The sequence below is a fragment of the Pannonibacter sp. I15F10I1 genome (genome assembly GCF_900185665.1).
GTDB lineage: Bacteria > Pseudomonadota > Alphaproteobacteria > Rhizobiales > Stappiaceae > Pannonibacter > Pannonibacter indicus.
In genome coordinates this window covers 66,972-86,739 of record NZ_FYAN01000014.1, presented here as the reverse complement: position 1 = coordinate 86,739, position 19,768 = coordinate 66,972, and the positions used below count along the sequence as shown (strand labels likewise).

Annotated in this window: 17 protein-coding genes; 9 read left to right on the top strand and 8 right to left on the bottom strand. The window is 63.5% G+C overall.

Annotated features, from left to right (window positions below):
• Positions 1-9 precede the first annotated feature (9 nt).
• The 7 genes from IF10I1_RS10090 to IF10I1_RS10060 form a co-directional block, all read right to left on the bottom strand.
• Positions 10-768 carry a TVP38/TMEM64 family protein gene (locus IF10I1_RS10090; RefSeq protein WP_186392656.1) on the bottom strand — a complete coding sequence of 253 codons (759 nt, stop codon included), beginning with the start codon at positions 766-768 and terminating at the stop codon, positions 10-12.
• A 116-nt stretch (positions 769-884) separates the two neighbouring features.
• A complete protein-coding gene (locus IF10I1_RS10085; protein ID WP_186392655.1) occupies positions 885-1,502 on the bottom strand; it encodes a CDP-alcohol phosphatidyltransferase family protein in 618 nt (205 codons plus the stop codon).
• A complete protein-coding gene (locus tag IF10I1_RS10080) occupies positions 1,499-3,013 on the bottom strand; it encodes an NAD(P)/FAD-dependent oxidoreductase (RefSeq protein WP_186392654.1) in 1,515 nt (504 codons plus the stop codon). Before IF10I1_RS10080 ends, IF10I1_RS10085 begins: the two co-directional genes overlap by 4 nt.
• Before the next feature lie 89 nt (positions 3,014-3,102).
• Positions 3,103-3,903 (bottom strand): SDR family NAD(P)-dependent oxidoreductase, encoded by an 801-nt coding sequence (locus IF10I1_RS10075; RefSeq protein WP_186392653.1) that lies wholly within the window; start codon positions 3,901-3,903, stop codon positions 3,103-3,105.
• A gap of 28 nt (positions 3,904-3,931) precedes the next feature.
• Positions 3,932-4,501: a carboxymuconolactone decarboxylase family protein gene (locus IF10I1_RS10070; RefSeq protein WP_186392652.1), complete on the bottom strand. Its 570-nt coding sequence runs from the start codon at positions 4,499-4,501 to the stop codon at positions 3,932-3,934.
• Between the two features lie 20 nt (positions 4,502-4,521).
• Positions 4,522-5,577 (bottom strand): AbrB family transcriptional regulator, encoded by a 1,056-nt coding sequence (locus IF10I1_RS10065; protein WP_186392651.1) that lies wholly within the window; start codon positions 5,575-5,577, stop codon positions 4,522-4,524.
• The gene (locus tag IF10I1_RS10060) at positions 5,567-6,367 is read right to left on the bottom strand and encodes an alpha/beta fold hydrolase (RefSeq protein ID WP_186392650.1); all 801 of its coding nucleotides are present in this window, start codon (positions 6,365-6,367) and stop codon (positions 5,567-5,569) included. Before IF10I1_RS10060 ends, IF10I1_RS10065 begins: the two co-directional genes overlap by 11 nt.
• 301 nt (positions 6,368-6,668) lie before the next feature.
• Between IF10I1_RS10060 and IF10I1_RS10055 the strand changes: the two genes are divergently transcribed.
• Complete coding sequence (locus tag IF10I1_RS10055; RefSeq protein ID WP_186392649.1) at positions 6,669-8,606, top strand: 3-hydroxyacyl-CoA dehydrogenase NAD-binding domain-containing protein; 1,938 nt, start codon at positions 6,669-6,671, stop codon at positions 8,604-8,606.
• Positions 8,607-8,671: 65 nt separating this feature from the next.
• On the opposite strand, the gene IF10I1_RS10050 is transcribed toward IF10I1_RS10055, so the two are convergent.
• Entirely contained in the window at positions 8,672-9,826 is a 1,155-nt protein-coding gene (locus IF10I1_RS10050; RefSeq protein ID WP_186424478.1) for an acyl-CoA dehydrogenase family protein, read from the bottom strand.
• Between the two features lie 90 nt (positions 9,827-9,916).
• Here IF10I1_RS10050 and IF10I1_RS10045 point away from each other — a divergent pair, with 90 nt between their 5' ends.
• The 8 genes from IF10I1_RS10045 to IF10I1_RS10010 all read left to right on the top strand — a co-directional run bounded on the left by IF10I1_RS10045 (position 9,917) and on the right by IF10I1_RS10010 (position 19,725).
• Positions 9,917-10,837, top strand: a complete 921-nt coding sequence (locus tag IF10I1_RS10045) for a LysR substrate-binding domain-containing protein (RefSeq protein ID WP_050473056.1) — start codon at positions 9,917-9,919, stop codon at positions 10,835-10,837.
• A gap of 244 nt (positions 10,838-11,081) precedes the next feature.
• Positions 11,082-12,053 (top strand): tripartite tricarboxylate transporter substrate binding protein, encoded by a 972-nt coding sequence (locus tag IF10I1_RS10040; protein WP_082205950.1) that lies wholly within the window; start codon positions 11,082-11,084, stop codon positions 12,051-12,053.
• Positions 12,054-12,141: 88 nt separating this feature from the next.
• Positions 12,142-13,134 (top strand): tripartite tricarboxylate transporter substrate binding protein, encoded by a 993-nt coding sequence (locus IF10I1_RS10035; protein ID WP_050473058.1) that lies wholly within the window; start codon positions 12,142-12,144, stop codon positions 13,132-13,134.
• Positions 13,135-13,206: 72 nt separating this feature from the next.
• Entirely contained in the window at positions 13,207-13,710 is a 504-nt protein-coding gene (locus tag IF10I1_RS10030; RefSeq protein ID WP_186392647.1) for a tripartite tricarboxylate transporter TctB family protein, read from the top strand.
• 8 nt (positions 13,711-13,718) lie between these two features.
• On the top strand, positions 13,719-15,209 hold the full coding sequence (locus IF10I1_RS10025) for a tripartite tricarboxylate transporter permease (RefSeq protein WP_050473060.1): 1,491 nt from the start codon (positions 13,719-13,721) through the stop codon (positions 15,207-15,209).
• A 168-nt stretch (positions 15,210-15,377) separates the two neighbouring features.
• The gene (locus tag IF10I1_RS10020) at positions 15,378-16,733 is read left to right on the top strand and encodes an MmgE/PrpD family protein (RefSeq protein WP_186392646.1); all 1,356 of its coding nucleotides are present in this window, start codon (positions 15,378-15,380) and stop codon (positions 16,731-16,733) included.
• A gap of 131 nt (positions 16,734-16,864) precedes the next feature.
• The gene (locus IF10I1_RS10015) at positions 16,865-17,653 is read left to right on the top strand and encodes an enoyl-CoA hydratase/isomerase family protein (RefSeq protein ID WP_050473062.1); all 789 of its coding nucleotides are present in this window, start codon (positions 16,865-16,867) and stop codon (positions 17,651-17,653) included.
• Positions 17,654-17,661: 8 nt separating this feature from the next.
• Positions 17,662-19,725, top strand: coding sequence for an acetate--CoA ligase family protein (locus IF10I1_RS10010; protein WP_186415129.1), 2,064 nt, complete (start codon positions 17,662-17,664; stop codon positions 19,723-19,725).
• The last annotated feature ends 43 nt before the right edge of the window (positions 19,726-19,768 follow it).

Genomic DNA, 19,768 nt, shown 5'->3' with positions numbered 1-19,768 from the left:
ATTTTCAGCTCAGCCTCGGCCCGCCCCGTGCTTGCGGATCAGCTTCACCAGTGTGGGAAGAAGGGCAAATGCGGCCAGCAGGAAAAACGCGAGGGTGATCTCGCGCGTCACTAGATCGGAGAGTTGCGCCTCACGGCCGGATGCCTTTGCGGCCACAAGCACGCTGTCCACGCCCTGACCCAAATAGGCATAGGCGAAGGTGCCGGGCAAAATCCCGAAGAACGTCGCCGCCACGAACCGGCCAAGGCTGATGTCGAAAAGGGCGGCGGCTATGTTGACCATGAAGAACGGGAAGACCGGGGCAAGGCGGATGGCGAAGAGGTAGCCGAAGGCATTCTCCCGGAAACCGTCTGCCAGCGTCTTCAGGACGCCTTTGACCCTGTGGCGCAGGAAGCCGCCGAAGGCCGAACGTGTTGCGAGGAAGAGAAGCGAGGCGCCAATCGTTGCGCCGGCGGCGACCAGCGCGCCCCCCGCCAGCCAGCCAAAAAGAAAGCCGCCGAACACGGTCAGGATCGATGCTGCTGGAAAGGAAAAGGCGACGGCGAGAATATAGACCGTCAGGAACAGGGCGGCAGACCACAGCATATGGGCCTCCACATAGGCCCTGAGTGCCTCCCGCTGCCCGGCAAGATAGTCAAGGCTCAGATAGTCTTGCAGCCCGAGCGCATAGCCGGTCACGAGGCCCGCCACGACCAGCACGGCAGGTGCGAAGCGCCATGGGCTGCGCTGCGCGGGCGGCGGCTGCGTGTCTGTGCGGGGTTCGCTCATGGTTCCCTGTCTGTGCGGGTATCTTTGCCCTGCCATATTGCGCAAAGCCATCCGTCCGTGTGGTCACTATGGCTTGATCGGCGCCGTCCGCCAGCCCCCGGCGGAAGCTCTTCGCATCATTGTCCGGGTTGAGAGAAGGCAACCCAGCCCTGCCGCCAGCGAATGAGCGTGGTGAGGCCGCAGAGGGCGGCAAAGCCATAGGCGATCACAGCAAAATGGCCGGGAAACAGGCACATGGCGGCAAAGACGGCGATTGTCTCGAAGCCCTCGGCAAGGCCCCCGGCATAGTAGATGCCTTTGGTGGGGAACTCCGGCGCCTTGCGCCCGCGCTTTGCCGCAACAGCCGAGAAGGCCAGAAAAGACGAGCCGGTTCCGACGAAGGACACAATCAGCACCGCAGCGGGCAGGGCATGGTCCTGCGGTGCCTGAATGGCAAAGCCGAGCGGGATCAGCGCATAGAAGACCATATCCAGCGCAATATCGAGATAGGCGCCCCGGTCCGTGGGGCCGTGAATGCGCGCCACGGCCCCGTCCAGCCCGTCGAGCAGGCGGTTCAGCAGGATGAGCAGCAGCGCTGGCAGCCACTGGCCGAAGCAGAGTGCGGCAAAGGCGGCTAGCCCGGCGAGGAAACCGGTGATGCTGAGCCTGTCTGCGCTGACGCCCCGGCGGGCGAGAATTCTGGCCAGAGGCTGTAGGGCAGCGCGTTGCAGCGGCAGCAGCCGGGCATCGATCATCCGCGTCTCCAGCGGTGGAAGCGTTCCAGAAGGGACAGCAGGAAGCCGTTGATATGGTTGCGCCGCCACTGGCCCGCCGCCATCTTCCCGGCCTCTGCCAGCGTTGGATAGATATGGATCGTGCCGAGGATCTTGCCGAGGCCATGCCCGTGCTTCATCGCAAAGACGAATTCCGCCAGCAGATCACCGGCATGTTCCCCGGCAATGGTGACGCCAAGGATCCTGTCCTTGCCGGGCACCGTCAGCACCTTGACGAAGCCATGGGCCGAGCCGTCGGCAATGGCGCGGTCGAGGTCATCAAGCCCGTAGCGCGTCACCTCATAGGGAATGTTCTGCGCCTTTGCCTCGGCCTCGGACAGACCCACGCGTGCGACTTCCGGGTCGGTGAAGGTCGCCCGGGGGATGATGCTGTAATCGGCCTTGAGGCGCTTGAAGTCCCCAAACAGGGCATTGATGGCCGCAAACCAGGCCTGATGTGCGGCCACATGGGTAAGCTGATAGGGGCCAGCCACGTCGCCTGCCGCCAGAATGCTGGGGTGGAGTGTCTGGAGATATTCATTGGTCTCCACCACCCGCTCCGCCCGGATGCCGAGCTCCTCCAGCCCGAAACCCTTGAGACGCGGGGCGCGGCCCACGGCGACGATCAGCTCATCAAAGATGATGCGCCTTGTGCCGCCTGCGTGCTCCACCTCGATCCACTTCTCCCCGGTGTCCGCCACGCCGCAGGCAGCTGCCCTGTGGCCGGTCAGAATCGTTACGCCATCGGCTTGCAGCGATGCCGTGACGAGGGCGCTTGCATCCTCGTCCTCGCGCATCATCAGGCGGGGCGCCATCTCGATCTGCGTCACGGCAGAACCGAGCCGGGCAAAGCTCTGTGCCAACTCGCAGCCGATGGGCCCGCCGCCAAGCACGGCAAGGCGCTTTGGTGCCTCAGCCCTGCCGCGCAGCTTCTCCCACAAAGTGTCGGACGTCAGATAACCGGTTGTGTCGAGGCCGGGGATGGGCGGCACGAAGGGCTGTGCGCCGGTGGCAAGGATGATGGCGCGCGTGGTCAGCCGTTGTGTTCCGCCGCCGTTCAGGGCGATCTCTACCGTCCACGGATCGACAAGCCTTGCATAGCCTTGCAGCACCTCGACGCCAAGGCTGGTGTAGCGCTCGATGCTGTCATGGGGCTCAATCGCGGCAATCACCTGATGCACGCGTTCCATCACACGGGCAAAGGGGACCTTGGGCTCCACCGCTTCAAGGCCGTAGCGGTCTGCGTGGCGCATCTGATGCGCGGCTTTTGCGCTCCGGATCAGCGCCTTCGAGGGCACGCAGCCGAAATTGAGGCAATCGCCCCCCATCTTGTGCGCCTCGACAAGCGTGACCTTCGCCTTTGCCGCTGCCGCAATATAGGATGACACCAGCCCGGCGGCCCCTGCGCCAATCACGATCAGGTTGCGGTCGAACCGCTTCGGCTTCGTCCAGCCGCTCCTGGCTGCCTCTGTCTCCTTGCCAGCCAATGCCATGAAGATCCTTCAAAAAATGCGGCGCTCGAAGCCCGGGCCAGCCACAATTCTATCAGGGTTTTCGGGGCCGTTGCATCACGTCTTGGTATTCAGTCGCAGCGGACACTCATGCCGCCGTCGACGATGATCTCTGTGCCGGTGATAAAGCGCGCTTCGTCCGAGGCGAGGAAGAGCGCCGCATTTGCGGTGTCGCGCCCGTCGCCCATCCAGCCCATGGGGATCCTTTTGAGGCGCGATTGCAGCAGCGCATCGACATCGCCCCCCATGCGCTGTCCTGCCAGCCGTGTCTCGACCATCGGCGTGTGCAACTGTCCGGGCACGACCGTGTTGACACGGATACCCTTTGGCGCGAATTCGACGGCGGTGACGCGTGAAAACTGGATGATCGCAGCCTTGGCAGCGGCGTAAGCGGCCTGCGGGGAGCCCGTGTAACGTATCCCTGAGGTGGAGGATGTGTTGATGATCGAGCCGGACCCTTGCGCCACCATATGCGGCAGAACGGCCTTGCAGGTGAGGAAGACCGATTTCAGGTTCACATCCAGCTGACGGTGCCAGGTGGCTTCGTCCAGTTCTACCGCTCCTCCCTTGGCGGAGCCGCCGACATTGTTCACCAGAATGTCCACCCGGCCGAAACGGTCGATGCAGGCTTCGACCATGTCGAGCACTGCGCTCTGGCTGGTAACATCGCAAAGATAGGGCTCGATCTCGTCGCCAGCCTCACGGGTGCGGGCGAGCGTTTCCTCCATCGTTTCCGGCTTCAGATCGGCGGCGAAGATCTTCGCACCTTCTTCGGCAAAGCGCACACATGCCGCACGCCCATTGCCCCAGCCAGGGCCAACGCAGCCTGCGCCCGTGATGATCGCGACCTTGTTCTCCAGACGTCTTGCCATGTCAGTCTCCTCCCTTGTTTCCTTGTGGTCAGGTGCCCGGCAGATCCGGAGGCGTGTTGCCCAAAGGCGGGATCCGGAAAATGTTGATCGTCAGGGAAATCAGGGTGTAGTAGCCAAGCAGCCCGGTCAGATCGACCATGCGCTGCGCGCCCAGAACAGCCACAGCCCTTCTATAAAGCGCATCATCCACGGTCCGTGTCTCATGTGCCGCACGGGCCACGTCGTGAACCACCTCCTGCTTTTCATTGGCGAAGGCGGGGCGCTGGTTCAGCCGGACTGCCTCAATGATGTCCGGGGAAAGACCGGCCTTGAGAGCGTGTTCCTTGTGGACCTGCCATTCATACTCCGACCCGAAGATGCGGCCTGTGACCAGGATCGCCAGTTCAGACAGGCACGGGTCCAGCGTGCTGTCATAGCGGCAGTAGCGCCCGAGATCCTGGGCGAGAGCGGCAAGTTCGGGGCGGTGCAACCACACGGCAAGCGGTCCGCGAACCCCGCCGCGCGGGCCGGAGGCGATCGTGTGGTGAATCTCCTGCTGCCGCGCTGTGTAGGTTGATGGATCCGGGGCGTTCAGGCGCTGCGGCGGCCAGTCTGTCATAGCTGTGCCCTCGTTGGCGGTCAGCGGTCCGGAGCCCGCTGCTCCAGACGGTGCATCAGCCTGCTGAGCGCAGGGATGAAGGGCACGATCAGGAATATGCGGACAAGGTGAAATGCGGTTATCAGGGCGACGTCCAGTTCGAGGAACTTGGCCGTCAAAGCCATCTCCGTTACGCCGCCGGGAGCCGCACCAAGGACCAGGTTCTCCCATCCCATCCCCAGCAGGCTTGCTGCAATTAGGCCGCATGCGGTGCTGAGCAGGACAAACAGCAGCGTTGACAGGGCGATCGATCCAACCAGGCGTCCCGCCGAAGTGAAGAGCGACCGGCGGAATGTCGAACCCAGCCAGGTGCCGAGCAGGATCTGGGCCATGGACAGGACCACAGGCGGAAAAGGAGCCAGCGTCACGCCAGCTGCGGTGATTGCCGCAGATGCGGCAAGCGCCCCGAGGAAAAAGGGATTGGAGATCCGCAGCTTGCGGAAAACCAGAGCGGTTGCAGCCGCCGCGGCAAAAAGAGCAAGCGTCTCAAACGGCCTGACAGGTGCGGCTGCGCCTGCGCTGCTCCGGTCGGGCCAGCCGTCCACGGCGTAGAGTGCCACCGGCACCAGCACGACAATGGAGGCGATGCGCAGGGTCTGGGCAAAGATCACCGGTCCATGCGGCAGGCCGAGCTTCTCGGCAATGACGGCAGCTTCAACCGGACTGGTGGGAATGGTGGAGAGGAAGGCCGGAACCATGCCCATGCCCGACAGCCGGGCCAGAACATAGGCCGTCAGGCAGGCGCAAACGGCGGTGGCCAGGGCCATGCCGACCAGAAGGGGCGACAACTCGATCAGCTTGCCGAAGGCGGCTGGTGAGAAGAAGAGGCCCACTTGTGCCGCGACGATGATCTGCCCGGCTGGGCGTGTCTTCACGGGAATGACCAGCGTGGCAAGACCGCTGACATAAAGGAGAGCGGTGACAATCAGCGGCCCGATCATCCAGGGCAGCGGCGCGCCGATGCGTGTCATCACCCAGCCGCCACAGGCCGCTGCCAGATATATGAGCGGCAAGGTTGCAAGCGATCTAACGGGCATGGAATGGGTCAGCTCCAGCCAGACAGGCGGTGAAAAAGCGGGTTACCGCGCTGTCAAAGCCTTCGGACTGTTCGATGTTGATGGAGTGCCCGCCGTCCAGATCGATGACCTGAAGGCCGGGCAAGGTGGCCAGCGCCAGATCCCGGACCGGCTGAAAGGCCCGCTCGCGCAGGCCGTTGATCAGAAGCGAGGGAACCTGCGTTTCCGAAAGACGGCCGATGACGGACAGGCGGGGCGTGCCCATGCGCATGATCCGGATGATCCCTTCAACATCGCAGTTGTCCGCATCCGAGGCGAGCTGTTTGCGGATCTCTTCCGGAAACCGGCGGGCATGACAGGGATGGAAGGCGAAGCGGCGCAGTGCGGGCCGCCCGTTTTCGCGCAGATCGTCAATTCTCGCCTGATGTGCGGCCAGACGCGCGTCATCCCACGCGCCGCGCAGGGCCGCATTTGCATTGGTGAAGGCCTGGGCGATCACCCTTTCGGGATGGTCCAGTGCGTAGCGCAACGTCAGTCCGGCACCGAAACTCTGGCCGCACATGAACCATCGCTCAATGCCGAGGTGCTGGCGCAGCCGGTCCAGTGCGAGGGTCATTGCCTCAGGTGTATAGGCCAGGTCATCGGATGGTGCCGGGCTCTTGCCATGGGCGGGCAGATCAACCCGGATCAGACGGAAGTGTCTGGAGAGATTTGCATTCGCAAGCCAGTGGTTTCTGCTGGACAGGAAGCCATGCACCAGCAGCAAAGGCGGATGCCCTGCAGGGTCCGCTTCGAAATGAAGGTCAGTCATTGAGCCTCTCCCTGCTGCCGAGGTTCGGCCGTTCCCCCGGCATGATCAACTGTCTTTAGGCATGGCTTAGCCTGACGAATGGTTATGTTACAGCTTTCGGACCCGCCTTTTATATACAGTCCGGCAGCGTGGGGCAGGGTCCCGCGCAGCATTCTTTCTTTTGTGGACGGGGGCGTTCAGCCGGGGCGTGCTGCCGTGCAGCAGAGCAAGAAAGCATGCTTGCGGTCTTTCAGCATGTGCCATTTGCGGCTTTCACGCCGGCCTGTCCCTGCGCCCGTCCAGACCTGTCACCGGAGGATACATGCACCCCGTCACCTTGACCGTTCACGGCAGCATTGCCCACATCGTCATCGGCAATCCGCCGGTGAATGCACTCAATCAGGCTGTGCGCCAAGAGCTGGCGGCTGCGGCAGAGCAGGTCGAGCGCGATGCTGTCATCACCGGCGTGGTGCTTTCCTGCGTGGGCCAGACCTTCGTGTCCGGCGCCGATATCAACGAGCTTGGCAATCCGCTTGAGCCTTTTCTGCCGGAGGTGCTGAGGGCCATTGCAACCTCGCGCGTGCCCTGGATCGCTGCGTTGAAGGGAACCGTGCTGGGCGGCGGCCTGGAACTGGCCATGGCCTGTCACGGCCGGATTGCCCAGCCGCAAACCCGCCTGGGCCTGCCCGAAGTGAACCTTGGCATCCTGCCTGGGTCCGGCGGCACGGTGCGCTTGCCCCGTCTTGTGCCGATGGATCTTGCGATCCGGATGATCACCGGCGGCAAACCCGTCGATGTGGCTGAGGCGCTGCAGGCCGGGCTTGTGGACCAGCTGGCGGAGGGCGATCTGATCGAAGCGGCCGAAGCCATGGCACGGACCTTCGTCCCGGGCCTGCCCTTGCTGGAGAGGCCGGTGCGCGGCGCAGAGGCCATTGACTGGGACGTGGAAGAACGGGCTCTGGCCCGCAAGAGCCGGGGAGCCGAAGCGCCGCTGGAGGCGCTGGCGGCGCTGCGTGCTGCCGCGCGGCTGCCGGCGGCTGAGGCTCTGGCCGCTGAGCGCGAGCGTTTCCTGCGCCTGTCCCTCAGCGATCAGTCCAGGGCGCTGCGCCATGTCTTCTTCGCCGAACGGAATGCGGGTCGCAGTCTGCGCGATACGGAGGCCACTCCCGTCAGCCTTGACCAGGCCGGTGTGATTGGTGGCGGCACAATGGGGGCCGGCATTGCCACGGCGCTGCTGCTGGCGGGCTCAAGCGTCCGGCTGATCGAGCGGGACGCAGAGGCGGCGGAAAAGGCGCGGGAACGCATTGCCAGCACGCTGGCGGCCAGTGCCGCCCGGGGGGCAATTCCGGCCGGGGAGCAGACCGCAGCGCTGGCACGGCTGGCCACGGCATCTGACTATGCTGTTCTGGCGGACTGCCCCCTCGTGATTGAAGCGGTGTTTGAGGACATGGCCGTGAAGCGCGAAGTGTTTGCGGAACTGGACAGGGTGATGCCCGCCGGGGCTGTTCTGGCCACCAACACCTCATACCTGGACGTGAATGTCCTGGCAGATGCAGCCGCCCATCCTGCCCGTGTGCTGGGCCTGCATTTCTTCTCTCCGGCCCATGTGATGAAACTTCTGGAAGTGGTGCGCGGCCGGAACACCGGTTCGACGGCCCTGGCAACGGCCGGAGCATTGGCCCGGCATCTCAAGAAGATTGCCGTCGTTTCGGGCGTCTGTGACGGCTTCATCGGAAACCGCATCATGAGTGCCTACCGGCGGGATTGTGAGTTCATGCTGGAAGAGGGGGCGCTGCCCCATCAGATCGATGCCGCCATGGAGGCCTTCGGTTTTGCCATGGGCCTTTACAAGGTGCAGGACATGAGCGGGCTGGACATCGCCTGGGCCCAGCGGAAGGCGAGAGCCGGGCACCGTCCTGCAGGCGAGCGTTATTCACGCATTGCAGACAGATTGTGCGAGGCAGGCCGTCTGGGGCGCAAGACTGGCAAGGGCTGGTATGACTACACCGGTAACACGCCGCAGATCGATGCCGAAGTGACGAAAATCATTGAAGAAGAAAGCGCCAGGGCAGGGTTTGAGCGCCGGACTTTCGGCGAAGCCGAAATCATGGGCCGTATTTTGCGCGTCATGCAGGCCGAAGGTCAGGCAATCCTGGATGAGGGGATTGCCGAAAGCGAGGCGGACATCGACGTGGTGATGACCGCCGGCTACGGCTTTCCAAGGCACAAGGGCGGGCCGATGTTCCTCGCCCGCACCTGACCGGCGCGCTCTTGCCCGTTTTCGCATGATGGCCGTGGCTGCAAGCCGCCGGTTAGGGAGCCTTTTCAGGAACGGGGAGGGCGCTGCGGGAAGCTGCGCCCGAAGATGTCTTCGGCCACACGGTTCTTCAGGATCTCGGCCGAACCGCCGGCAATCATCCAGCCGCGGGTGCGGCGCAGGCAATATTGCACGGTGCTGTCTTCGCTGAAGCCCATTGCGCCCATCACCTGCAAGGCCTCGTTTGCGGCGAAAAAGCCAGCCTCGTTGCAGGCGAGTTTGGCAAGTGCCGTTTCATTGGCGTTTGGCAGCCCCGGCCCCGCGTTGACCGCTGCCCGCATCAGCAGAAGCTGTGCCGCTTCCAGCTTCATGGCCATCTCGGCGAATTTCCACTGAATGCCTTGAAACTCGCAGAGCGGCCGGCCGAATTGCCTGCGGTGCAGGGCGTGGTCACGGGCAATGTTGAACGCATGGCGCCCCGCAGCCACGGCGCGTGCCGCATTTCCGAGCCGTTCCACATTGAAGCCTGAGATCTGCTTGCGGAAACCTCCGGGCCCGATCAGCACGTCCTGCGGGGCAACATGGACATCGTCGAAATAGAGCTGTGCCCATGTCTCGCCGTTCATGAAGGCGGAGGGCTGGCCGATGGTGAAACCGGGTGCGCCTTTTTCGATCAGCACCGAACCGATGCCATCCAGACCCGGGCCAAACCGCACGTAGACCAGGAACACCTGAGCCTCGGTGCTGTGGGTTCCGAAGACTTTGGTGCCATTGACGCGAAAGCCTTCGCCATCGGGTGTCGCGGAGGTCTGCAAGTCCGTCACAGCCGAGCCGGCTTCGGGCTCGGTCATCCCAAGGGAAATCACCGTCTCGCCGCGCAGGATCGGGCCGAGATACCTTGCCTTCTGTTCCCGTGTGGCGAATTCAGCGAAGGTGCGGACGGGGCCGAAGTTCCCGGCCTGGATCGTATCGGCGCTGCGCGGGCATATTTCCGCTACCGCCTGGATGGCCAGGATGGAGTCCAGCAGCGTGCCGCCCATGCCGCCATCTTCCTCCGGCAGGGCAATGCCCATCAGCCCCATCGCAGCCATCCTGCGGGCCACATCCCAGGGATAGGCCGGGTTGCGGGCCCGCACCGCCGCGCCTGCGGCCAGTTCGTTCGCCGCAAAGCGCCTCACGGTCTCCTGGAACAGATGCTGTTCGCTGCTAAGGGTGAAGTCCATTTTCAATCCTTGGGTTCGCGGTTGGCTTAGTTTATGCTGCTCTCGACTCTGAAAAACTGATGTTTTCTCACATAAGGAAAACTAGAAGTTATGGATAATCGCCGTCTGAATCTTCCGCTCAATCCGTTGCGGGCCTTCTCTGTCGCAGCGCGCCACAAGACCTTCACCGCCGCGGCTCAGGAAATGGGCGTCAGTCAGGTCGCGATCAGCCGCCAGATTGCGATCCTTGAGGACTACCTCAATGTCCGGCTGTTTGAACGGGGCTCACGCTCGGCCCGGCTGACCGAAGTCGGCCGGGCTTTCGGGGCGGAGATCGCAACGATTTTCGATGAGCTTGAGCGCTGTACCCAGCGGATGCTGAGCCATGAGACGGAGCGCACGATCCATTTGCGGCTCTATCCCAGCATTGCGCATTTCTGGCTGATGCCGCGCCTTCCCGATTTTCAGGCCCGCCATCCCGGCCTGCGGGTGCGCATGGATACGGTTGTCGAGCCGCTGGACTTCCGTGGCACCTATCTTGATGCCGCCATCCAGCTCGGCACCGGAACCTGGCGTGAAGCGCGCAGCCGCCGCCTGTTTGATGAGGAAATCGACGTGGTCTGCAGCCCTGAGCACTTGGTGCAGCATCCGGTCTCCAGGCCGGCGGATCTGATCGGAGCCGAACTCCTGCACTCGCGTTACCGCCGCCGCGCCTGGCAGGACTGGGCGGAAGCAACAGGGGTCGATCTGCCGTTCCGGGAAGGTGTGGAGTTCGACAGCTCATTGCTGACCTACAGCGCGGCTCAAAGAGGGCTGGGGTTTGCCATCGGCCAGATGGGACTGCTGGAGAAGGAACTCGCTGCAGGAAGGCTGATCCAGCCGCTTCGCAGCCCGGTCCCTACGGGCGCGGCCTTTCACATCGTCTGGCCGACCACCCTTTCCGTCGCGCCCAAGACGCGGGCCTTCATCGACTGGCTGCTCGAACAGGTGAATGAGCCGCCGGAGTTTTCAACTCTGCGCAAGCCGGCTTGACCGTCCCATGACGAATGCGGCGGTTTACCTGACGCCGGGAGTGGTTCCGTGCTGCCTGATGATTTGTTGGGGCACGCCCCACAAATCCGGGCGGATCGTGAAAACAGGTTGAATTACAAGCCTGCCCGCCTGCAATGTTTTGGCTTGCCCAACATTTCGTCAGGTCAACGCCGCCGCATAATCCTTACTTTGTTCAGACGCCGGTCCCGGGAGGGGAACTGGCGCAGGACTGGGAGGATTTTCAATGAAGAGAGTTACCGGGGCACTTGTGTCTGCCATGCTGCTGGCTTTGCCGGCATCGGCGCAGGACGCGGCCAATTTTCCGGCGAAGCCGATCGAAATCGTGGTGCAGAATGCCCCCGGCGGCGCATCCGACATTTTCGCCCGCACGCTGGCCCGCTCTGCCGAAAAGGTCTTCGGACAGCCACTCGTTGTGGTCAACCGGGCAGGCGGCGGGGGCGCCGCGCAAATGGCCGCCGTCAAGGCCTCGGCGCCGGACGGTTATACGATCGGGGTCAATACCTTAAGCCACTTCACGGCGATGCAGACCAATCTGAAGGGCGTGTTCTCGCCGGAGGACTTCAGCTGGATTGCAATGGTTCAGCAGGATGCGCATGTGCTGTTCGTGCGTGCCGACAGTCCTCATGAGACATTCGCCCAGTTCATCGAGGCCACCAAGACCGGCGGCAAGCCCGTGACGGCTGGCGGCTATGGTGCCGTCGGGTCCATTGCCAACATCGCCACGAAGCTGGTCATCGATTCAGCCGGCGTGGAAATGGACTGGGTCAGCTACGACGCTTCCACCGAAGCAATCACCGGTCTTCTCGGCGGGCATATCGAGCTGGCCGTTGCCAATCCGGGTGTGGTGGCTGAATTCGCGGAGGCCGGGCGCGTGCGCATTCTTGGGGTGCTGGCAGAAGAGCGGTCGCCGACCTTCCCCGAAGTGCAGACCTTCGCCGAACAGGGCTATGACGCAGATCCTGAATGGCAGCAGATCCGCGGCATCTATGGCCCGGCCGGCATTCCGGACGGGATCAAGCAGAAGCTTGCCGACGGGCTGATCGAGGCGATGCAGAGCGAAGAGTTCCAGCGGTATCAGGAACAGTCGGCCATTACGGGCACGCGCTTTGGCCCGCAGGAATACGCCGAACGCGTCAACTCCATGATTGAGCTGGCCCGCAAGGGACTGGAAGCAACCGGCGCGCTGTCCCAGTAAGGCCGGCGGCCGTTTTGACGGCCCGGCCAGCCGGTGGCCCCGCCTGAGGGGCGCATATCCAAACAGACTTGTTTCGGGAGGAAAGCACATGTCTTCGGCATGGATAAGATATTCTGCGTTCGCATGCGGGCTGGCCGCACTGGCCCTGTCAGCGCCTGCCCTGGCGCAGGACGGGGGAGAGTGGAAGCCTGCGGGCCCGGTCACACTGGTTCTTCACACCGGCCCAGGGGGAGCTTCCGATATCTTCGCCCGCACGCTGGCGCGGTCTCTGGAGCCTGTCATCGGCCAGCCGCTCGTCATTCACAATGCACAAGGCGCGGCAGGCGCCAAGCAAATGGCTGTCATCCGTGCGGCGGCGGCCGATGGCCTGACCCTCGGCGTCAACACGATGAGCCACTTCACGGCCATGCAGACCAATCTGAAAGGTACCTTTGCGCCGGAGGATTTCAGCTGGATTGCGATCTTTCAGTTTGATCCGCACGTGCTGATGGCCAATCCGCAGTCGGGCATGACCTCGCTTTCGGACCTGGTGGAAAAAGCAAAGGCTTCGCCGGACGGGCAGGTGACAATTGGCGGTTTCGGTTCGGCTGGCTCAGTACAGCACCTCGCCGTGTCGATGCTGGCGAAGGAGGCCGGGTTCAGCGTGAACTGGGTTGGCTTCAACAGCACGCCTGAGGTCATCACCGGTTTGCTGGGTGGCTATGTGGATGCAGCTATCGCAAATCCCGGGCCGGCGCTGCCGTTCTTCGAGGCAGACCGGGTGGTTGGTCTCGGCATTCTGGGGCATGGCCGTCTGGAATCGCTGCCCGAGGTGCAGACCTTTGCCGAACAGGGCTTTGCCGTGAGCCCCGACTGGCAGCAGCTCCGCGGTCTTTTCGGCCCTCCGGGTATCCCGGAGGACCTGCAGGAGAAGATTGCGGCTGCGTTCCACAAGGCGCAGGCGACGGAGGAGTTCCGCAACTTTGAAACGCAAAGCGGCGTCGTCTCTTCGACTGCAGGGCCTGCCGAGTACCGCGAATACATCAAGCAGATGAACGAGGTTGCCGCTGAAACGCTGAAGGACGCCGGACTGGTGCAGTAAGGCGCAAGGGTACCGCAAGCTCATCGGGCTGGCGGTACCCTCCCCACGGTGTTGCCCTCGAGGAGGATGATCATGAGCCACGCAGGAAACGCGGCGAAGGCCGGTCCGGCGCTTGCAAACAATACTCAGTTCCCCATTCTGTGGGCGGAAATCGCTGCCGGTTTGATCCTGCTGGCTGCTGCAGGCTTCTACTGGTCTGAAGCTCTGTCACTGCCTGCATCGCTCAACCGCGCTGACGTCGGAGCGGGGCGTTTTCCGTCGATCGCCGGGGGGCTTGTTTTCGTAGCCTCTGCGGTGATGCTGCTGGCCGGAGTGATCCGGCACATTCGCGGCGAGGTGCGTGCGCCGGTCGTCATCGGCAGGCCTCTCTGGGTTCTCGTCTGCCTTATCCTGTTGATCGCGCAGGCCAAGCTGTTTGAAGCTGCGGGGTCGATCCCGGTCATCCTGATCTTCTCGTGCCTCATCATGCTGACATGCGGTGAGCGCCGGCCCCTTCACCTGATCCTCACGCCGGTGGCTCTGACGGCCGTGATCTACAGCCTCTTCACCTATGCCCTTGGCATCCAGCTTCCCTGAGGCCAGACATGATTGATGCACTTTTGTTCGGTTTTAGCACCTTCTCGGATCCATATGTCTGGCTGGGGCTGATCTTCGGGGCCCTTGCTGGATATCTCATCGGCGCCATTCCCGGCCTTGGGCCCAGCCTGGGTGTGGCCCTGATGATCCCGTTCACCTATGGCATGGACCCGGTTGTGGCGATCGTCATGCTGGTCGGCCTGTATGTTGCTGCCGAGTACGGCGGAGCGATCACGGCGGTTCTGATCAACACCCCGGGCACGGCTGCTGCCGTAGCGACTGCCTGGGACGGCTATCCGCTGACGCAGCAGGGCAAGGCGGGCGTTGCCTTGAATGTTTCGATCATCGGGTCGGGTATCGGCATCCTGGTGTCGGCCACCTTGCTGGTGCTGACCGCAATCCCCTTGTCGGAACTGGCCCTGCGTTTCGGGCCGGGCGAGTATTTCGCGCTGGCTCTGGTTGGTCTCAGCCTCGTTTCCGGCCTGTCTGACGGCTCTCCGTTGAAGGGGCTCATCGCCATGGGCCTGGGGCTTGCCTTTGCAACGGTGGGGCTGGACACACAGACCGGGGTGCCGCGCTTCACCTACAGCCCGGAGTTTTTTGAAGGCCTGCCGCTCGTGCCGGTTCTGCTCGGACTCTATGCCCTCTCCGAAGTTCTGTTCATGATAGAGCAGGGAGCGGCGCAAAAGGTGAAGAACAGCAAGATCAATGGCATCATGGCTGTTCCGCTGAGCACCTATTACACATTGAAGTGGCACATCCTGCGTAGCTCGGTTCTCGGCTACATCATCGGTGTCATCCCGGGAGCCGGGGCTTCGATCGCCTCCTTTGTCTCCTATGCCGTCGCGAAGAAGACCTCAAAGACGCCGGAGAAATTCGGCAAGGGCAGCATCGAAGGCGTGGCGGCCTCCGAGACGGCAAACAATGCCGCTGTATCGGGTGCGATGGCCCCGCTGCTGGCTCTGGGCATCCCCGGTTCGGCGACCACCGCAGTTCTCATCGGCGCGCTCATGATCCAGGGCATCCAGCCCGGGCCGCTGCTTTTCACCAAGAACCCGGAGATCCCCTATTCGATCTTTGCCTCCCTGTTCATCGGCGTGCCGCTGATGGTTCTGATCGGTCTTGCCGGGGCCAAGCTCTGGGCACAGGTTGCCAATATTCCCCGTCCGGCCATCGCCGCCATCGTTGCTTCGATTTCGTTGATCGGCGCTTATGCGTCCCAGAACTCCATGTACCCGGTCTATGTGATGACAGCATTCGGCATTGTGGGGTACGGGCTGCGCAAGGTTGGCATTCCATTGGCGCCCATCATCCTCGGCCTGGTCCTCGGTGAGATGATCGAGACCAATTTCCGCCGTGCCCTGGTGATCTCCCGTGGCAGCTACGACATCTTCTACACCCATCCGCTGACCGTGATCCTGCTGTCCATTGCCGTTCTGACCTTTGTTCTGCCGGCATTTGGAGCTCTGCGCCGCCGCTGGAGACGGGAAGCAATGTGATCGCCTGCAAGCGCTTCAAAGCTCGTGAACGGCCAGTGCCCGATCTGTGTCTGATCTGTGTGTGGCCTGCCGTTCACCCCTTGTGATGCAGCCTCCGGCCGGCTGACGGTTTGCCCCAAGCATGACGATGTCAGGTCCGGCCGGACCGGGCACTGAAAGGAACCGCTTATGACTGCTGTTTCTCCGCTGAAACATCTCGCCTATTCCGCAGCTCAATGGCATGAGCGCCCGCTGACGCCTGACCTGCAGCAGGCAGCGCGCAATGCGGTGCTGGACTGGTTTGCGACGATGCTGGCCGGTTGCGTCCATCCGCCCGCAACGATCCTCGCCAAAGCGTTTGAAGCCGAAGGGGGGCATGGCCGGGCGCTTTGCTATGTGACGGGCGGGACAATGGCCCCGAGGACGGCTGCGCTGATCAATGGCACGGCCAGTCATATCGTCGAGTTTGACGATATCTTCCGCGATGGCGGCTACCACCCCGGCAGTCCGACGATTGCTGCTGCGCTGGCACTCGCCCAGCACCGCAACGTTGGGATGGAGCCGTTCCTGCGCGCAGTCATCGGAGGGTATGAGCTTGGCTGCCGCCTGTCGCTGGCCGTTCAGCCCAGCCATTACCGTTATTGGCATACCACCGCGACCATAGGCACGATGGGAGCAGCTGCCGCGGCTGCGATGCTGCTGGGATGTGACGAGGCGAAGATCGCGGCGGCCGTTGCCATTGCGTCCAGTTTTGCTGGCGGGCATCAGCAGAACATGCAGGGGGAAGGCATGGTCAAGGCTATGCACCCGGGCCATGCCGCCGAGGCGGGCATGCTGGCGGCCTATGCGGCGGCGGGCGGGGCCACTGCCTCGCCGGAGGCGCTGTCCGGGGCCGTGGGCTATGCGGCGGCCACAAGTGATGGCACAGGCAACTGGGATGCCGCACTCGAGGGCGTCGGAGACTGGACGCCCATCACCCGGATGACCGTGAAGAACCACGGATGCTGCGGGCATATCTTTCCTTCGCTCGACGGCATGCGTGCAATGCGCGCTCAGTATGGCTTTGGTCCGGACGATATTGCCGCGATTGACGTGCGCGGCTACGGCGGCACCAAGACCCTGTGCGACAACCCTGATCCGACGACGGCGCAGCAGGCGCGCTTCAGTCTGCAGCACTGCCTTGCCGCCGACATGGTCCTGGGCGGCGTGCGGCTGGCGGCCTTCTCGCCAGAGGCGCTTGCCGATACGCGCCTGCGCCGCCTGATGCCGAAGATCTCGGTCGAAATCGACGTGGAACTGGCCGCGGCCTATCCCCGCCAGCGCATGGCGCGGTTGCGCGTGACGCTGACGGACGGGCGGGTGCTGGAGCATTTCCAGCAGACCCGGAAAGGCGACCCGGAAGATCCGCTTACCCAGGCAGAGCTCGTTGCCAAGTTCGATGAACTGACGGCGGCTGTGATGCTGCCGGAGGAGGCCGCAGCCCTTCGCACTGCGATCCTGCAGGGGGACGTCCTGCCGGGTCAGGCGAGGCTAAAGCGAGGCTGACATTTTGTTAGTCATAGGTCGCCTGATGATCGGTTGCGGCGCGGAACGGCATTCTTCATCTGAGTGTCACAGCCGGGACCGCCGCCGAAGCGCATCTGCGGCCAGCTAAATATTTCAGGAGAGGAGCCGCCATGAGCGCAGCAGAATTCATCACTGTTTCCCATCAAAATGGTATCGCCCGGATCACTCTGAACCGGCCCGACGTGCGCAATGCCATCAATGACCAGATGCGCGCCGAACTGATCGCGGCCTTTGAGGCGGCGGGGGCGGACAAGTCCGTGCGCGGGGTCATTCTCACGGGAGCAGGCAAAGGCTTCTGCTCGGGCGGAGACATTGGCGGCATGCGGGCGCGTCTGGATGCGCCGGCCGGCGAAGTCGCGTTTAACGGCTGGAAGCGCCAGCAGAGCACTCACCGGGGTGTGGCGGCAATCCATGGCCTGTCCAAACCGGTCATTGCGGCACTGAATGGGGCGGCATTCGGCCTCGGGCTCGACATGGCGCTGGCTTGCGACTTCATCATCGCGGCGGAAGGGGCGAAGATGTCGATGAGCTTCGTCAAGCGCGGGCTCGTCTCCGATGGCGGCGGCATGTATTTCCTGCCGCGCCGTGTCGGCCTGTCCAAGGCCAAGGAACTGATCCTGACTGCGCGGGTGCTTGAAACCGATGAGGCGCTGCGCATCGGCATGATCGACCGTGTGGCCGCTCCCGATGCGCTGCTGGATGAGGCGCAGGCCTGGGCCGAAGAGCTGACCATCGGTTCGCCGGCTGCCATCGCGCTGACCAAGGCGATTATCGACAAGACATTTGAAAGCACGGATGAGCAGGTCTTCGCCCTGGGCCGTGAGGCGCAGGCGATCTGCTACACCACCGCCGAGCACCGCAAGTCGGTTGAAGACTTCCTCAACAAGTCCGGCAAGTGAGGCCCGTCATGTCCGTCATCAATGACATTCTGAACCCAAAGAGCGTTGCTGTCGTCGGCGCTTCGAACGATCCGGCCAAGCTGACAGGCCGTCCGATTGCTTATCTGCAGCGCCATGGCTTTTCCGGCAGGATCTATCCGATCAATCCGAAGTCGGACATGGTCGCCGGACTGAAGGCCTATGCCCACCCGCGCGACCTTCCGGAAGCTCCGGATCTGGCGCTGATCCTGCTGGGAGCCAACCGGGTGATCGAAGCGGTCCGCCAGCTGGCCGAAGCAGGCACCAAGGCAGCGGTCATTCTGGCCTCGGGCTTCGGTGAGGCAGGTGAAGAAGGCCGTGCCCGCCAGGCAGAACTGAGAGCTGCCGCCGGCAGCATGCGGATCCTCGGGCCGAACACCATCGGCCTGGTCAACCTGACGGACCGGATCATGCTCACCGCATCCGGCGCAATGGAAAGCGAAGAGTTCACGGACGGCCCGATTGCGCTTCTGTCGCAGAGCGGCGGCATCATGGGCTCGCTTCTGTCCCGGGCCGCCGGGCGCGGGATCGGCTTCTCGAAGCTGGTGGCCACGGGCAACGAGTGCGATCTGGAGGTCTCCGACTTTCTCGAGGCCTTGGCTGATGATCCGGCAACAACGGTCATCGCGATGTATCTGGAGACGATCCGCAATGTCAGCGCCTTCCGCAAGGCGGCCGAGAAGGTGCGGGCAGCGGGCAAGCGCATCGTTGCCTATAAGGTTGGCCGGTCGGAATCCGGTGCCCAGTCGGCGGTTTCGCACACGGGGGCTCTTGCCGGTGCCGATGAGGTCTATGACGCCCTCTTTGCGCAGCTCGGGATCATCCGGGCCCAGACCTTCGCCGATCTGCTGGACATCCCGGCCGCGCTGGCCGCTGGACGGAGCATGACAGGCAAGCGGGTCGCCATCGTCACGTCGACAGGCGGCGCGGCAACTGTTGTGGCGGACAATCTCGGCCTTTCGGGGCTGGAGATGCCGGCTCCCGACGCGGAGACGGCGGCCAAACTGCTGGCGCTGGATCTTCAGGAGGCGGTGCTTGACCGGAACCCGATTGATGTGACGCTGGCGGGCCTGCGCCCGGATCTGTTCCGGTCGATCCTGAAGATCCTTGCCGAAAGCCCCAGCTATGATGCCATCGTGGTGGTGGTGGGCTCGTCTTCGATCGGACAGCCTGAACTGGTCGCCGGACCTGTGCTGGAGGCGATGGCGCTGACCGGCAAGCCGCTGATTTCCTATGTTTCGCCCGAAGCGCCGGGGATCGTGCGCCACCTGAACCGCAACGGCATTGCAGCTTATCAGGCGCCGGAGAGCTGTGCTTCGGCCCTGCTGGCGCTGCTGCCCGTGAAGGCCAAGGTTCCGGTGGCGGTTCAGCCGCCGGTGCAGGACGCACAGGATCTGCCCACCGGAGCGCTCAACGAAGCGGATGCGAAGATGCTCTTCCAGCGTTTCGGCGTGCCGGTGACGCGGGAGGCCACAGCGGCCTCGCCCGCTGACGCTGCCAAAGTTGCGGCGGACTTCGGCGGACCGGTCGTGATCAAGATCCTGTCGAACGAGATCCTGCACAAGACCGAGGTCGGCGGCGTCGCCGTGGGCGTGATGCCGGAGGATGTGGAAACGGCCTGCCTGCAGATGCTGGAGCGGGTGCGCTCCAGGACCGGGGCCAGGATCGATGGTTTCCTGATCCAGGAACTGATCTCAGGCGGTGTCGAGATGATCCTGGGCTACAACCGGGATCCGCAGCTTGGCGCTTACGTGCTTCTGGGGGCGGGGGGCGTGACCACCGAACTGTATCAGGACGTTGCTTTAAGACTGCTGCCGCTGGACCGGACGACGGCCCGCGAGATGATCGACAGCCTGAAGTGCTCGGCGCTGCTGACCGGATTCCGCGGCAAGCCTGCCGGTGATATCGAAGCCCTCACCGATACCGTCCTCGCCTTTGCCTGCATGGCTGGAGCGCTGGATGGCCGGCTGGCGGAAGCCGAGATCAATCCCGTCTTCGTGCTGCCGGCCGGTCAGGGGGTTCGTGCTGCGGATGGTCTGGTGGTCCTCTCGTGACCCTCAGGCCGGATGACGCCGTCCCAAGGCTTTGAGGTGCACA

Bases quoted from the DNA above. Each gene is read 5' to 3' on its own strand.
- IF10I1_RS10090 (WP_186392656.1), bottom strand. From the start codon at position 768: ATGAGCGAACCCCGCACAGACACGCAGCCGCCGCCCGCGCAGCGCAGC.
- IF10I1_RS10085 (WP_186392655.1), bottom strand. From the start codon at position 1,502: ATGATCGATGCCCGGCTGCTGCCGCTGCAACGCGCTGCCCTACAGCCT.
- IF10I1_RS10080 (WP_186392654.1), bottom strand. From the start codon at position 3,013: ATGGCATTGGCTGGCAAGGAGACAGAGGCAGCCAGGAGCGGCTGGACG.
- IF10I1_RS10075 (WP_186392653.1), bottom strand. From the start codon at position 3,903: ATGGCAAGACGTCTGGAGAACAAGGTCGCGATCATCACGGGCGCAGGC.
- IF10I1_RS10070 (WP_186392652.1), bottom strand. From the start codon at position 4,501: ATGACAGACTGGCCGCCGCAGCGCCTGAACGCCCCGGATCCATCAACC.
- IF10I1_RS10065 (WP_186392651.1), bottom strand. From the start codon at position 5,577: ATGCCCGTTAGATCGCTTGCAACCTTGCCGCTCATATATCTGGCAGCG.
- IF10I1_RS10060 (WP_186392650.1), bottom strand. From the start codon at position 6,367: ATGACTGACCTTCATTTCGAAGCGGACCCTGCAGGGCATCCGCCTTTG.
- IF10I1_RS10055 (WP_186392649.1), top strand. From the start codon at position 6,669: ATGCACCCCGTCACCTTGACCGTTCACGGCAGCATTGCCCACATCGTC.
- IF10I1_RS10050 (WP_186424478.1), bottom strand. From the start codon at position 9,826: ATGGACTTCACCCTTAGCAGCGAACAGCATCTGTTCCAGGAGACCGTG.
- IF10I1_RS10045 (WP_050473056.1), top strand. From the start codon at position 9,917: ATGGATAATCGCCGTCTGAATCTTCCGCTCAATCCGTTGCGGGCCTTC.
- IF10I1_RS10040 (WP_082205950.1), top strand. From the start codon at position 11,082: ATGAAGAGAGTTACCGGGGCACTTGTGTCTGCCATGCTGCTGGCTTTG.
- IF10I1_RS10035 (WP_050473058.1), top strand. From the start codon at position 12,142: ATGTCTTCGGCATGGATAAGATATTCTGCGTTCGCATGCGGGCTGGCC.
- IF10I1_RS10030 (WP_186392647.1), top strand. From the start codon at position 13,207: ATGAGCCACGCAGGAAACGCGGCGAAGGCCGGTCCGGCGCTTGCAAAC.
- IF10I1_RS10025 (WP_050473060.1), top strand. From the start codon at position 13,719: ATGATTGATGCACTTTTGTTCGGTTTTAGCACCTTCTCGGATCCATAT.
- IF10I1_RS10020 (WP_186392646.1), top strand. From the start codon at position 15,378: ATGACTGCTGTTTCTCCGCTGAAACATCTCGCCTATTCCGCAGCTCAA.
- IF10I1_RS10015 (WP_050473062.1), top strand. From the start codon at position 16,865: ATGAGCGCAGCAGAATTCATCACTGTTTCCCATCAAAATGGTATCGCC.
- IF10I1_RS10010 (WP_186415129.1), top strand. From the start codon at position 17,662: ATGTCCGTCATCAATGACATTCTGAACCCAAAGAGCGTTGCTGTCGTC.